Genomic DNA, 14418 nt, shown 5'->3' with positions numbered 1-14418 from the left:
GGCGATTAAAATCAATTTACAGCTTATTATTCCCGCTCGGGAATATCAACGCTGCTGCCAACTGGCTTTAGCCCTGAAGAGGTCATGCAAATCGTCTGTGGTTTTAGTCATGGGTTTGCTCAGGTTAAAGCAGGCTTTCTGTTGCTGATAATAAACGCCTAAGGGAACAGGGTACTCGGGAAAATGAAGACGAGCTAAACGCATGGCCGCCATTAAATGGCCGGGATCGTGAATGACCGCGGTATTTTCACCGACAGCGGCAATGTGCAACTCATCCCCCTGCAGGGTCAGTGCCTTGTCTTTGGCCGCGCCAAAAAGCAACGGTTGCCCTTCCTCCAGTTGCAGCGTTTTTTCTGCACGATTGGTTTTTAAGGCAAACGCATCAAAGGCGCCATTATTGAAGATGTTGCAATCCTGATAAATTTCCACGAAAGAACAACCGGGGTGCTCATACGCCTTTTTTAATACCGAAGCCAGGTGATTGGGATCTTTATCCACGGCTCTCGCCACAAAACCTGCGCCGGCGGCAAGTGCCAGCATCAGCGGATTGATGGGTTCATTGCTAACCCCCTGCGGAGAGGTTTTAGTGACCTGCCCCTTCTGCGACGTGGGTGAAAACTGCCCTTTGGTCAAACCATAGACCTGGTTATTAAACAAGAGGATATTGACGTTGACATTGCGCCGCAAACAATGAATCAAATGATTGCCGCCGATGCTTAAGGCATCCCCGTCACCGGTAATCACCCAGACAGTCAAATCCTCCCGCATGGCTTTTAACCCGGTGGCAACCGCGGTGGCCCGTCCATGAATGGTGTGGAACCCATAAGCATTCATGTAATACGGCAATCGTCCGGCGCATCCGATACCGGAGATGAAAACGTGTTGCTCAGGCGGCAGTCCGAGTTCCGGCAAAACCCGTTGCAGTGCAGCTAAAATCGCGTAATCACCGCACCCGGGGCACCAGCGGACTTCGGTCGCATTGGCAAAATCGTCACGCTTGTAGGTGTTGTTCATGTTCGCATTCCACTTTAACCGCGTTAAACAGGGTGCTTACTGCAAAAGGCTGGCCATTACACTGGGTAATGGCTTTGGCGTCCACTAAATAATCGGCTCGTAAAATCTGGCAAAGCTGGCCGGAATTAAGTTCCGCGACCAGCACTTTTCTAAAACGTTTGAGCAGGAGACCTAACTTTTCAGGCAAGGGATTTAAATGGCGCAAATGCAGAAAGGCCAGTTTCACCCCCTCTTCATTGCAACGCTCAACAGCCGCTTTCAGGCTGCCGTAAGTACTCCCCCACCCCACCAGCAGGACGTCGGCATCGCTGGCTCCTTCCAGAACAAGGGCCGGATACTCTTTCGCAATGCCCGCTATTTTGTTGGCACGCAAGGAGACCATTTTCTGGTGATTGTCCGCGTCATAGCTGACTTTGCCTTCTTCGCCCTGTTTTTCAAGGCCGCCTATCTGATGAATGAATCCCGGCGTACCCGGCTTATTCCAACTGCGGGCAAGGTATTCATCCCGGGCATAGGGTCTGGTTGAGCGGTTGAAGGCGACAGCAGGCATAGCCAGCGATTCCACCGCCGGAATTTTCCAGGGCTCTGCCGCATTGGCCAAATACGCGTCCATCAGCACAATGACTGGAGTCATGTAACGAATGGCTAAATGAAACGCTTCAATGATGGTATTGAAGCAATCCGCCGGAGACTGAGCGGCAAGGACAGGCAGAGGCGCTTCTCCATGCCGACCATAAAAGGCCTGACGCAGATCACTCTGACCGGTTTTCGTCGGCAAACCCGTGGAGGCCCCGGCGCGCTGCACATCAATTAAGACCAGAGGCAGCTCCGTCATGACCGCCAGGCCTAAGCTTTCGCTTTTTAAATCAAGTCCCGGACCCGAGGTGCAAGTCAGCGCCAGACAGCCGCCGTATGCAGCACCCAAGCAGGCGCAAATGGCAGCAATCTCATCCTCAGCCTGCAATAATTGCACGCCATACTCGCTCAGTCTTGCGCATTCATGCAAAATCGCGGAGGCGGGTGTAATGGGGTAACCGGAGACCAGTAAGGGCGTTTGCGTTTGTACCGCCAGCGTCGCTAACGCAAGCCCAACGGCTTCAACGCCGGTGATCTGCCGGTAGTCACCTTCAGAACGCTCGATGTGCCCCAGCATAAAATGCTGGCGCGACAGCTCGAGGGTCATGGCATAGTTATAGCCTGCCATCAGGGTCAATTCATTGGCCTTTGCAATCACCGCATTGTGTTTAAATTTCCTGTGAATGAAACTCAGGCAATTGGCCGTGGGGAGATCGAACAACCACAGCACCAGCCCCAGGACATAAAAATTCTTCGCTTTTTTTGCCTGGGCATGATTAATATCGAGGCCGGCAACCGCTTCCAGTGTCTGGGTAATCAGGGGCAGGCTGACAACCTGGTACTGATCACTCACCGGCGTGAGGAAATCACTGCTCATGCCTGCCTTTTGCCAGTCTTTTTCAGTGAAACTGTCTTCATTGAGGATCAACAGACCGCCATGATTTAAATACTGCAGGGAATTTTTTAAGGCCGCCGGGTTAAGCGCCACCAACACATCGAGACTTTCCCCTGCCGTGAAAATGGCCTGTTCAGCCATGGCCAGTTGAAAGCCGGAGACGCCCGCCACCGTGCCGGCCGGAGCGCGAATTTCGGCCGGGAAATCCGGCATGGTGCGTACATCGCGCCCTGTTAAGGCCGCGGTGATGGTGAGCTGTTCACCCAATAACTGAACCCCGTCACCGGAGTCGCCGGTCAATCGAATTACAACTGCATCATTTTTCGCCATATTGTCTTGCTTCCAGCATGAGCTGGCGCATGTGTCTCACCGCCTCCTTTAAACCACAGAACAAGGCACGAGCGATGATGGCATGGCCAATGTTTAATTCATGGAACTCCTGTATCGCCGCAATGGCCTGAACATTATGATAATGAAGACCATGCCCGGCATTCACAATTAAACCACGACCTGCGGCATAGGTTGCAGCGTCTTTAATGCGTTGTAATTCCTGTTGACGGGCTTCCTCAGTGACCGCATCCGCATAACAGCCAGTATGGATTTCAATCACCGGCGCACCCACGGCCACTGCCGCGTCAATCTGGCGTACATCCGCGTCAATAAAAAGCGACACCTCGCTTCCCATGTTCTTAAGACGCTTGACTGCACGGCTGACGCTGTCGAAATGCGTCACAACATCCAGTCCGCCTTCGGTGGTTAATTCTTCCCGTTTTTCAGGAACCAGGCAGCTGTGTTCGGGTAAAATCTCTTCCGCAAAATCGAGCATGGCGTCCGTGACGGCCAATTCAAGATTCATACGGGTCTGCAACACCTGCTTAATCAGGCGCACATCGCGCGCCTGAATGTGACGCAAATCTTCACGCATGTGCAGCGTAATGCCATCCGCACCGGCTTCTTCGGCATCCATTGCCGCCTGCACCGGGTCGGGATAACGTGTCCCTCGAGCCTGCCTTAAGGTAGCAATGTGGTCAATGTTGACGCCAAGCAGTATTTCTTTAGTCATGGATCACCGTTTCAGTCAAAAACAAACTGCTGCAAATTATGACGCCAAAACGCAATCTCATCCAGAGTATTTATGCGATTTGCATGCCAGAATTGAAAGAAAAAAAAACCCATTGTTTCGTACAGGCTTTTAAGCGTCGCTTAAGATTAATTGATTATACTGAATATGTTTTTAAACAAAATGGTTTTTTCTATGCCAAAGCACACGATAAACACCGGAAGGCCGCACCGTATTTCGCAAATTAGCGTCGATCACATCAATGAACAATGCCATTTCATCGTTTCAGTTCCCAACCATACCCCCGGCATCAAAATGGATGAAATACAAGCCGATGTCATCGCCCATCTTCAACGGGTCTTTGGCGACCTGTTTAACATCAAGGGATTTAAACTGGAGTATAAACCCACTGGGGTTGAGTTTCGCTACACAATAACCGACAAGGCCACCTTATTGCCGGCCTTTCTGAAGCTCGCAAAATACCCGACCTACAGCAACCGGATTAAGGCGGATTGCATCGATGACATTACAAAATTGATAGATTCCAAGCCACAACAAAAGCCCGAGGGCAATCCTGACATCGGATTTGAACCCGGGCTTCGCACGCAAATGCACCAGCATGCTCATGGTGAGGAATCGGACATCATCGAATACAAAAGCAAAAAATACCGGTTTTGCACCGGTAGTATTAATTTTGCAGCCGAGGCTCCCACACGTGTCGCCTCCGTGGGTCATACTCGGGAAGTCATTCTCCTTGATCCAGACAGTGACCAGATGCAGGAACTGTATCAGGAGTTTGAAAAAGACCTGGCCCGCCTGGGAAAAAATGTGCCCCTGGAAGATGTATTTAGACAAGCCAGACGTTTCTCCAATAATAAAATCGATAACACCGATTTTGAGCCGGATGCCAGAGCCCGGGATACCGTGAGAGTAGGTAAGCAGAAAACAAAATTACCCCTCTATACGCTGGAAGAAATCATTGAACAGCGAAAAGGCGTATGCCGGCATCATGCCCTGTTTACCGCTTTTTTATTAGGGCAATACATTAAAAATCAGTCCATTGCGAATGCGGGTGTTTATCACTGCCGAGACAGTTGGACTCATCCCAGAAAAAAGGAACCCGTCGCCCATACCTGGGTCGTTTGCAAACAAAATAATTCGTTGTACCTAATTGATTCCATGTGGAATGTGCAATACAACCTGAGCGATGACACAGGGTATTCCAAAGCCTGCCAGGCCTACACGAAAGAGGTGATAGACCGTACTCTTGAACGCGCGCATTTAAAGCCTCCCGTCAAGAGGAAATTGGCCCCGGTCCCGAAGCCTGTACTGGGCATGGAAGTACCAAAAGATCCGGTCTCAGAAAAGACTCAACAATTAAAAGCCCAACTCGATTTGCTTGAAGACGCCGATTGTGAAGTCATCCGACGATTGATTGAGCAAGGTGCCGATGTGAATGCACAGGGGGTTAAAGGATGGACTGCCGCTCACGTTGCAGCCCGAAAGGATGATAGCCACCTCATTCAGCTTCTTAAGGAAAAAGATGCCAATTTCAATTTGAAATCCGCCAGCAGACAACGCTCCCCCCTTTTCTATGCTCAAAATCGTGACATGATTGAACTCCTGGTGGACTGTGGGGCCGATCCTTTTCAGGAAGATGCCACGCCGCAACGAGTTACCCCCTTACGTGAGCATGAAAAAATCATTTCAGCGAATGACTTATTGAAATGTGAAATTGATAAACTGAATGGCGCCAACCTTGATTTAATAAAAAAACTGATTGCGGGAGGTGCTGATGTCAATGCGCAGGGTGAGAACAGCGGCTGGACTGCTGCTCATTTGGCCGCCGATAAAAATGACAACGCGCTGCTTCAATTCTTAATTGAAAAAAAGGCCGATTTTAATCTTAAATCACGCAAACGCGGCCGCTCGCCACTCTTTTATGCACAAACCCCTGAAATGGTTCTTCAGCTTGTAACAAACGGCGCGAAACTTCTTCAGGAAGACACAGTCTCCACAACGACCCCTCTAAAGGTGCTTTTGGAAAAACGCATTGTTACAGCGGACGACCTTCTTAGAAATGAACTGGATAAGCAGAAGAGAGCTGACAGCCGAGTCATCAAGGCATTGATTGAGGCTGGCGCCGATGCAAATACCCAGGGGAAATCCGGACGGGCTGCTGTTCATCACGCAGCCGAGCGGGGCAATAACGATTTGCTTAACCTTCTGGTCCAAAAAAAGGCTAATCTGAATTTAAGATCCCTTCCCGATGGACGTTCCCCTCTTTTTTATGCCCGTAACCGGGAAACCGCTCTTTTCCTTATTCAGCAAGGCGCCAATATACTTCAGAAAGATTACATGTTTCCCATAGGGATGACCCCTCTACAGTCATTGTTGGCCAAAAACATTTTTTCGGCTGATGAGCTGTTAAACAGGGAGCTGGAAAAAAGGCAGCATGCCGATCCTGCCATCATCAAAGCCCTCATTGACGAAGGGGCGGACGTTAATTTACAGGGCACAAAATCCGGCTGGACAGCGGTTCATTGTGCAACACAACTGGATAATGCGCCATTACTCGAGTTTTTAATTGAACGAAACGCTGACCTTAATCTCAAAACAACAACCAGTCAATCCTCCCCTTTATTTTATGCCCGCTCAGTCCGAGTCGTTGCGTTATTGTTAAATCACCAGGCCGATTACATGCAAGCCAATGCCAAGCAGCCTGCTTATCAGGCCCTGATGGCGAAGCCTGATTTAAACGCAACCGAAGTCAAACGGCTTCTGCTTTCCCATGAATTGAAAAAAACAGGGTTCCGGGATATCAGCGCCCCATTTTTGGCTGAATGCACCCCCAAAGACGATGCACAACATATCAAATTACTCCATGCGCTGGGTTGTTTTCTGGAAAAACAAATTGAGCGTCTGGACAAGCTTTCGCGTTTTACCAAGGGGAAAGACGACAAGGCTGCGTTGTATCATGCACTGCTCGATGAAATTCAAGATACCCTGAAAAAAGGTGACTTAGGCGATGACACCATAAAAAATCTGATTTATCAAACGGCTACGATATCCCATCATCGCCGCTACCGCACCAGTAACAAAGCGGCCGCTTTTTTTTCAGCCGGGTGTTACAGCGTGGAAGCGCAGTCATGGAAACACTACAAGGAATGGGTAAGCACCTTTAAGACGGCAGACCCCGACAGTCGTTTCCTGAACATTCTGTCCGACAGTACCGCCGTTCGCAAAAACAGATTAGCCATCACGCTTCCTACTGAAGACGGCGGTGTGACAGAGGCCAAAGGGTATGACGAGTACCGTTCAAAGAAACGGAAACCTTGACAGGCAAGGATTATTTTATTCTTTGCCTTCGCCGGCAGTCGATGCATGACCGGACAAAAGACTCGACTTGATTTTGGCCATGCCCGGAAACAACGCACGCGATTTCAACTCCCGTCCTCCGAGAAGATGGTCAATGGCTTGACGCAGAATGAATTTGGCTGTTTTTAAGACCTGTAAATCGTCAAACTGATTGTGGGCCAATCCCAGTACACTCTGACCAGAAAACCCCGGGCTGCTTTTCACAAGTCCCCTTCCAACCGCAAAGCCATACTGCGCAAGGGGATCAAGCGGTAAGCCATCGACATCGCAGGTCAATAGCAGCGAATAACCGCACACCTCAAGCAACTGCATTTCGAAGCGCCGCAGCAAAGCCTCGATGGCCAGTTTATTGTTCACTGTGGCCAGCCCCTGCAGCGTGTATTGATAAGACTCGAACAGGGACGTGTAGCTTTCACCGGCATTGAGCGTGTAGTAAAGTAATTCATTGACATAAAGGCCTGCAAACAGGGACAGGCCGCTCAATTTAAGCGACGGCGCCAGGGGTTCCAGGCGGTTGATGTAGTGCCAGTCCTGACGGGTATCCACCGCGACCCACAATGGGGTAAAGGCTTGCAGTAACGCTTGCTTTTTACCTGTCCGACCGCCGCGGTAAAGGCCATGGAGCAGGCCCTGCTCCGGCGTAAAAAAGCTTAAATGGACGCTGGTATCGCCTGCAGGGCGCTTATGCAAAAGCCAGGCTTCGTGTTGATTAGTGGTCATAACCTAACTGTTTCAAAATCCGTTCATCGTCCGCCCAGCCGGATTTTACCTTGCACCAGCATTGCAGAAAGACCTTCTTGCCTAATAATTTTTCCATGTCCAGACGGGCAGCGGTCGCGATTTCTTTCAATTTCTGACCTTTTTCGCCAATAATAATCCGCTTGTGGTTGTCTTTCTCCACCAGAATCAGGGCATGAATACGGACCACATTGCCCTCGTCTTTGTAGGATTCAATGTCCACGGTGGTGGAATAAGGCAACTCCTGGCCGCAAAGACGGAATATTTTCTCGCGCACGAGCTCCGCGCACAGAAATTTAATCGGCCGGTCGGTGAACTGATCGTCATCAAACAAATGAGGGCCTTCCGGTAAAAAGGCTTTCAGAGCCTGTTGCAATTGTTCAACCTGAACCCCGGTTTTAGCCGACAGCGGAATAATGGAGGCAAACGCATAGTGCTGGCTGATTTGCTCCATCCAGGGCAGCAGCTGATCTTTGTCGGCTATTTTATCGACTTTGTTCACCGCCAGAATACAAGGCACTTTGGCTTGCCTGATAAGGGTCAAGACGTGTTCATCCTCGTCTTTCCAGTGCGTGCCATCCACCACCATCACGGCCACATCCACGTCGCGTAACACGCTGTGGGCGGTTTTGTTCATCAGTCGGTTCATGGCTTTTTTAGCCCCTTGATGAATACCGGGCGTATCCACATAAACGTATTGATACTCCCCTTCCGTCTGAATGCCTAAAATGCTGTGGCGGGTCGTCTGGGGCTTGCGTGAAGTAATGCTTAATTTTTGCTGCAAGATCCGGTTCAGCAAGGTGGATTTACCCACATTGGGGCGTCCTACCAGGGCAATGTAACCACAATAACTTGTCATCAATCCTTCCTGTTTATTTTTCGCACATTTTAACAGCCTGCGCCGGTAATTTCCAATATTAAATACCTTGCCACTCCGTGCTGAAAGGGATATGGTGAAAGGATGAGGATGTTGGATAAAAAGTAACTATGGCACGCTACAGGATTGTTGACGGTATTCCAAAGGAAGTGATCCCCCTGCAAATCAAACCCGTTGCCCATCAGGAAATCCCAAGCATTACCGGTTCAATAATCAGCCCTGAAGCCGGGACCATGCTGTACGGGTACTACAGCATGGATTATCGCCTGCCCGGCGGCGATATGTTAAGGCTGCTCGCCAATCACAATCAGAAAACCGTCCAGATTCTGCTGTTAACCGGAGATGCGCAAAAACTGAAACAATTGCCAGGCACTCGGCAGGCTTCGCTGGTTGCCAATGCCATAGCCAGCATTCACCGTTATTGCATCCGTTCTGAAAACTACAGCAAACCGCGCACAGCCGCACAGCTGGCTAAATTCAATCTGGCTAAAAAAACCATCCAGCGCCTAAGCCGTTTATTACCTGCCGAGCGGGCTATTCCTGTTGGGGACTGGTCGGCTTATGAAGCGCTTCGTCATCAGGTGATCACCTTAATCGAAGCGTGCCGGGCAGAAAACCGCCTGTTAACCACCAATCCTGTGCTTTCCGAGGGCTGGCTGGAAACCATCCTGTATGAAGCACGTCAGGAAGCGCAACATTTTGAATTAAATCGGGTTTTCCCTGTATCACGACTGGATCAACTGGATTTTACCGAAGTCAAATCCAGACGTCAGGGCAAAACCACAACGTTCATCTGGGACAGCGATATCCACATCGGGCATAATGAACAGGCCCTCCATGATACCTTGAGCATGATCGGCAACCTTTATGGTTTGTTGCCCGCCCCGAGCCTGACACAGGTCCCGGCTAACCGTTTCAAACGCCTTGAAACTTTTTTTTATAAACTCTGGAACGATGGCCATCACTGGATTAACCACTTAGCCAGCCGAAAAAAGCTGCCCCATGCCATCGACACCGATAATCACAGCAATGGGCTGTCTGTGTTAAAAATTAAACCGTACTACAGCCTTGGAGGCATCCCTCAACGGGGCTATGATAATGTCGCAGCCCTGGTCCATTGCCTGACTGGCTGCCATGAGCCCGGCAAAACAGCGCAATCGCTTGACGAAGCACAGCGGTTATTGACACCCTGCCCCAACGGCAGCTGGGTATTGCTTGACAATCAATCCCGTATCCTCATCCGCGTAAATGACGATTGGCATCAATTGAACTATTTTGAGGAAGACGGCCTCGTCTATCCTCTGCCTCACGGCGAGGATCTATTCACCCTAAGTCAATTAAGCAAACAACATTTGTACCTCCCTGAAAAATTCAAACTCCACACACGGGCCTTTTTTTCAAAAATTCCCTTATTTTTCAGCTATTTCTTTAATAGTCTTAAAACGTTCACTCAGGCCTTGCAACGCGAATTCCACCAGCATGTGCACGAAGACCATGTCGTCCTGGATAACCCGATACCTGCAGAGGAAACCAGGACGCTTCACCCTCTTCTCAACTCTCTTCAGGATATCCTGAACGGGCATGGCCTGCTGGCCACCGGGCAAACCCTTGAAGAATTTGTCCGGGAGAAAATAGCCAACAGTCCCTATGTTGTCGTACGGGAGCAGCACCGCCCTTCTCCCCCGGCTTACGATAATCCGTTGCACCGCTCTTTCCATGTTCTGCGCCACATTGCCGGCTTTTTTGTCGATACCAGCGAACGCAATCCCCTTGTGGGCACGCTGGCGATGGCCGCTTACATTTATGGCGGTTGTGCCGTGCTGGCGCCCAAAGCCTTGACGGCGGTCTTAACCAAACTGCATTTACACGGACTTATCCACGGCATTCAACCTACCCAGGCTTTAGGGCACTGGATGAGTCATGGCCCAACATCAGAAGCCATTTCAGCGGCTGTCACTTACTGGCAGGGAATCATCGTTGGCGGCGATTTGGATCAATTTTTCATCAAAGCCGTCAGCGTGCTGCATGAGGAGCCCGCAGAAGTGGCGATTATAGTTGCTCTTGCGCTGGGGCTTGGGTATGGCCTGAGCAAGCTTATCCCCTCCCTTCAGGAGGAAATGGGGGAATTTCCTTATCCTAATTATGCTGCGATAGGGGCTAAAGGCGGAGCGGCCATCTATGATACCGTGATGTACCCCGGGGATGACTGGCTGTTAGGCAGTCTGAAATGGCTGCTCAAGACGGGACTGTCCTTTGCAAAAATCATGATCGCTCCCTTTGTTGAAGCCTCTCATTACGGGTACCGTGATGGATTCCTGCCGGGCTTGAAGAAAAGCGGGCAGGTGGCTTTAAATGTGGTTAAACGCACCGTGGCGGCGCTGGTGGATTTGCTGCTCGCGGTACTGACCATTCCCTTTCTTGAAATCAGCGCCCTGTTCATTCATGTGCCTTTCAGCGGTTTGACAATGCTGGTCAGCAAAACCATGGCCTATCTCGGCAATTGGCAAATACTGGGGCAAGTTCTGCTCGCGTTTGCGGAAAGACCTTCCGAACAAGCCTACCTGCGAGGGTTTCGCCTCTCCCCCCTTTATGGTTTCAGCAGCCCTTTTGGCATATACCATGACAACAAGGTGCTTAATTTCCTGGGTAACGCCGGCATGCTGCTCCTGTGGCCGCCAGTGCAGGTGCTTAAAAACCTGCTGGTATTGCCTTTAATCGACTGCCTTTCTTTTTTAGTCCGCGCCGTCCTGATAATCATTAACCCTGTCAGCCGATTTACTGCCTTCGTTTTAGGTCAAGTGTTAGTCAAGGCAGGGTTCGTCTGGGATAATTCCATTGGCTTATTCTTTCAGGGGGCGAGCTGGCTCACGCTGACCTGCAGTAACCTGTTGTCCACCGAGGCAAGCGAGATTCGATTGTCCTGCCTTGAATTACTGCAAACCGTACGCCATCATCTGCATCATTGGGCATTCCATCCGGAAAACCGCGAAAAACCTTATTGTGCCGAAAGCTATTTTCTTGAAGAACCCCTTCGCTTTGAGCGCTTGCCTCACCAGGAAGATGACTGCCTGATGAAAATGATGCTGAATAAACAGCAGGCTACCCTGCCCGTGCTGGGAAAACACCGTTTACGCACTCCTTCTCAGCCCGGGGAAAAGCAGGCCTTAAGCGATGATGAAAGCGAAACCCTGTTGACTCCGCAACTTTTCAGTAACAATCCTGCTATTTGAGCCTTATAGGTTATACTATAAGCAAAAGCGATTCACATTGACTTTTCAGGACATACCGATGAATAAGGGATTTACACTAATCGAATTGATGATCGCCGTGGTGGTCATCGCCATATTGACCACCATCGCTTACCCCAGTTACCTTGAATACATTACCCGCGCAAGACGCAGCGACGGACAATCCGCTCTTCTTGATTTAGCCAGCCGCATGGAGCGTTTTTATTCCGAACGCAACACCTATCAGACAGCCACTATCGGCACCGGCGCGGCTACCGACGTGCGCGCCACCAACGTCTCCCCTGACGGCTGGTATACCCTCTCCATTACTGCACAAACCGCCTCCGCCTATACCTTGCAGGCTACGCCAAGGAATGCTCAGGGAACCGATGACACGCGCTGCCAATCCCTGACGATCAATAACCTCGGCGCCAAGGGCATCACCAATGGCCCAGGAGGGGCGCCAACCGGTCCGGTTGCCCGTTGCTGGTGAAAAAACTGTTTTTTTTAGTTCTACTTGCGCTCATTTTGACTATTGAATAGTCAATTAGATTGGGTATATAATTAAGTATCATGCTGCTGCCAGAGTTTTGATATGACTGATTCGGCCCAATTGCCCCCCCACTTAAGTCTTCATTCCGATACCGATGTGCAAGACTCTACCACCCTGTTGGCACAACCGATGGAAAAACCCTTGGTCCTGACTCTGAAAGGCAATGATGGTCAGGACGTCAATCTGACCTCTACCCAACTGGAAAGCTGGTTTGCCGCCATTGAGCGTGACGAAATGGAAAACCAGGCCAACAATGGCCTCACCCCCAATTTGCCACTGCAGGAATTGCAGCGCGACCCCTATTTTGCCACCCAGTTTGTGGGACGTTACGGCATCAAAACAGCCAAAGATGTGATCGCTTTCCTGAAATCACCCGCAGGCGACAGTGTCAAGATCATGATTGGGGAAGAGTTAGCTCAGGTGGCTGCTCTTGAAGAATTTAAACGTCAGGAATACCAAACCCACGAAATCAGACAACACCGCCTGCTGGCGTTTTTACTGCTTGGCCTGCTCTATCGGGAAGCCCATGCCCGGCATGTGGTTGAAGCAAACACCCAACAGGCTGAAGCGCGTGTGCAGCAAGGCGAGGCCAATATTAGCCAGGAGCAGCAGCGGGCACGTGAGCAGCGTACAGCGGCTCTCAATCAATCGCTGACGTCGTTTAATAATACCGCGGCAGCCATAGAATCCCGCTTAAGCCAGAAAGAGCTTGAACTGGATAGTGTGCAGCGGGAACTGCAAGCCATTAATCCCCAGGAAATGGCCCTGCGCTATGAAATCTTTGACCAGCACCTTAGTGAATTGGATATCCAATTTCAATTGCCTGAGCTGGACATTGATGAACAAATCGCAAGCCTTGAGACTCAGAAGGCCGCTCTGGAAGCCCAATTGCAGGCGCAGGCGCCAGAAACGCTGGCAAGTGCTCTGGTTGATCCCAATGCTCCGCCGCAAGGACTGGATAGCGGCAATCTCAGGGAGAAGATTGATCAACTCTCTGCACGCATCCATGCTTTAAAACAGCAAAAAATTGCCGGTGCCAATGCACATATTCCTCAGATTGAAGACAAAATCAAGGCATTGAGCGACAAACTGGAATCGCAACTCGATGACATTCAGCAGCTGATTGAAAGCGGTAAGGATGAGGAAGCACGCAAGATCCTGCTTGAACACAACGGCCTGCACCTGCAAATCGCCGGATTAAAAGACATGATGGGTGTGCTTAAAGGTGAAAAAGTGCTCTACAAGGAGGATGGCCAGGTTGCCAAATCGTTTGATGAGGCTGCGTTTGTCCTTCCTATGGACAAAAAAGTAGTCAAACGGGATGATAAATTTTACTTAATCGGCGCCAAACAGGATTTAAGCACCATGGATGAACATGATGTCCTGCAGGCCCAGAAAGATTTTGAGCGTGCCCGCCCTGAAATCAGCAATTTAAAGCTGCTGGTAAAACACAACCATGGTCTGGAAAACGAACGGCTGCAACAGGTTCAGGACAAATCGCGCTCCCTGCACAACGACATCATGACGCTTCGCAACCAATTGACCCAGATACAAGCTGCCCGCTCTGAAGTTGTGGCCGAGATGCAGAAACTTGATCCGACCATGACCCCGGAATCACTGATTCGTCCGAGCATACCGACCCCCACACCGACCAGTAAGCCGGTGAATTCAGTCGGCAAACCTGCACCGCAAGTTCCTCATTCGACCCAGGTGTTCAAAATGCTGTTTGAGATCATTCAGCGGCTGCCGCCAGATCCGAAAGGGGCAGCTGATCAATTGGAAAAAGAAATGGAAGACATGCACAAGGCGAAGGGCAAGCCCATGAGTGAGAAAGTCAGGGAGATACTGAGAAAAGAAATCCTTGATCCAGTACGCAACGGGATAACCCCTATCCCGAAAATACCCATGGATACGTTGATTCGTTGCATGCCCTATTTCGGTGCCAATCCGGAAAAACCCAACGTGATGCCGCCTACGCCGACTTCACAGGCGAATAAACCGGAAACCCCGACGCCGTTTTCTACCACGCTTAAAATGTGATCCTGTCGTCATATTCCCCTTGCTAAGCGGCCGCAACTCTTCTAACATAAATGAATTATT

The 14418-nt window shown here is 50.3% G+C and carries 9 protein-coding genes; 4 read left to right on the top strand and 5 right to left on the bottom strand.

The window, feature by feature from the left end:
• Positions 1–45 precede the first annotated feature (45 nt).
• From Lrub_RS06085 to pdxJ, 3 genes are read right to left on the bottom strand one after another with little or no spacing between them, the layout of a single operon-like run.
• A complete protein-coding gene (locus Lrub_RS06085; RefSeq protein ID WP_058531278.1) occupies positions 46–1014 on the bottom strand; it encodes a 2-oxoacid:ferredoxin oxidoreductase subunit beta in 969 nt (322 codons plus the stop codon).
• Positions 992–2815 carry a 2-oxoacid:acceptor oxidoreductase subunit alpha gene (locus tag Lrub_RS06080; RefSeq protein WP_058531277.1) on the bottom strand — a complete coding sequence of 608 codons (1824 nt, stop codon included), beginning with the start codon at positions 2813–2815 and terminating at the stop codon, positions 992–994. The genes Lrub_RS06085 and Lrub_RS06080 overlap by 23 nt, the downstream gene beginning before the upstream one ends.
• Positions 2802–3548, bottom strand: coding sequence for a pyridoxine 5'-phosphate synthase (gene pdxJ / locus Lrub_RS06075; protein ID WP_058531276.1), 747 nt, complete (start codon positions 3546–3548; stop codon positions 2802–2804). The genes Lrub_RS06080 and pdxJ overlap by 14 nt, the downstream gene beginning before the upstream one ends.
• A 192-nt stretch (positions 3549–3740) precedes the next feature.
• Between pdxJ and Lrub_RS06070 the strand changes: the two genes are divergently transcribed.
• Positions 3741–6884, top strand: coding sequence for an ankyrin repeat domain-containing protein (locus Lrub_RS06070; protein WP_162263126.1), 3144 nt, complete (start codon positions 3741–3743; stop codon positions 6882–6884).
• Positions 6885–6899: 15 nt separating this feature from the next.
• Here Lrub_RS06070 and recO read toward each other — a convergent pair whose 3' ends face one another.
• Together recO and era are read right to left on the bottom strand one after the other, a co-directional pair.
• Positions 6900–7643: a DNA repair protein RecO gene (recO, locus tag Lrub_RS06065; RefSeq protein ID WP_058531274.1), complete on the bottom strand. Its 744-nt coding sequence runs from the start codon at positions 7641–7643 to the stop codon at positions 6900–6902.
• A complete protein-coding gene (era, locus tag Lrub_RS06060; RefSeq protein WP_058531273.1) occupies positions 7633–8520 on the bottom strand; it encodes a GTPase Era in 888 nt (295 codons plus the stop codon). The genes recO and era overlap by 11 nt, the downstream gene beginning before the upstream one ends.
• Positions 8521–8648: 128 nt before the next feature.
• Between era and Lrub_RS06055 the strand changes: the two genes are divergently transcribed.
• The 3 genes from Lrub_RS06055 (at position 8649) to Lrub_RS06045 (ending at position 14358) form a co-directional block, all read left to right on the top strand.
• Entirely contained in the window at positions 8649–11768 is a 3120-nt protein-coding gene (locus tag Lrub_RS06055) for a hypothetical protein (RefSeq protein WP_058531272.1), read from the top strand.
• Between the two features lie 58 nt (positions 11769–11826).
• Complete coding sequence (locus Lrub_RS06050; RefSeq protein WP_058531271.1) at positions 11827–12258, top strand: type IV pilin protein; 432 nt, start codon at positions 11827–11829, stop codon at positions 12256–12258.
• Between the two features lie 102 nt (positions 12259–12360).
• Complete coding sequence (locus tag Lrub_RS06045; protein ID WP_058531270.1) at positions 12361–14358, top strand: hypothetical protein; 1998 nt, start codon at positions 12361–12363, stop codon at positions 14356–14358.
• The last annotated feature ends 60 nt before the right edge of the window (positions 14359–14418 follow it).

The organism is Legionella rubrilucens (assembly GCF_001468125.1).
Classification (GTDB): domain Bacteria; phylum Pseudomonadota; class Gammaproteobacteria; order Legionellales; family Legionellaceae; genus Legionella_C; species Legionella_C rubrilucens.
The sequence above is the reverse complement of the archived record's forward strand: the minus strand, read 5'-3'. Positions and strand labels throughout refer to the sequence as shown.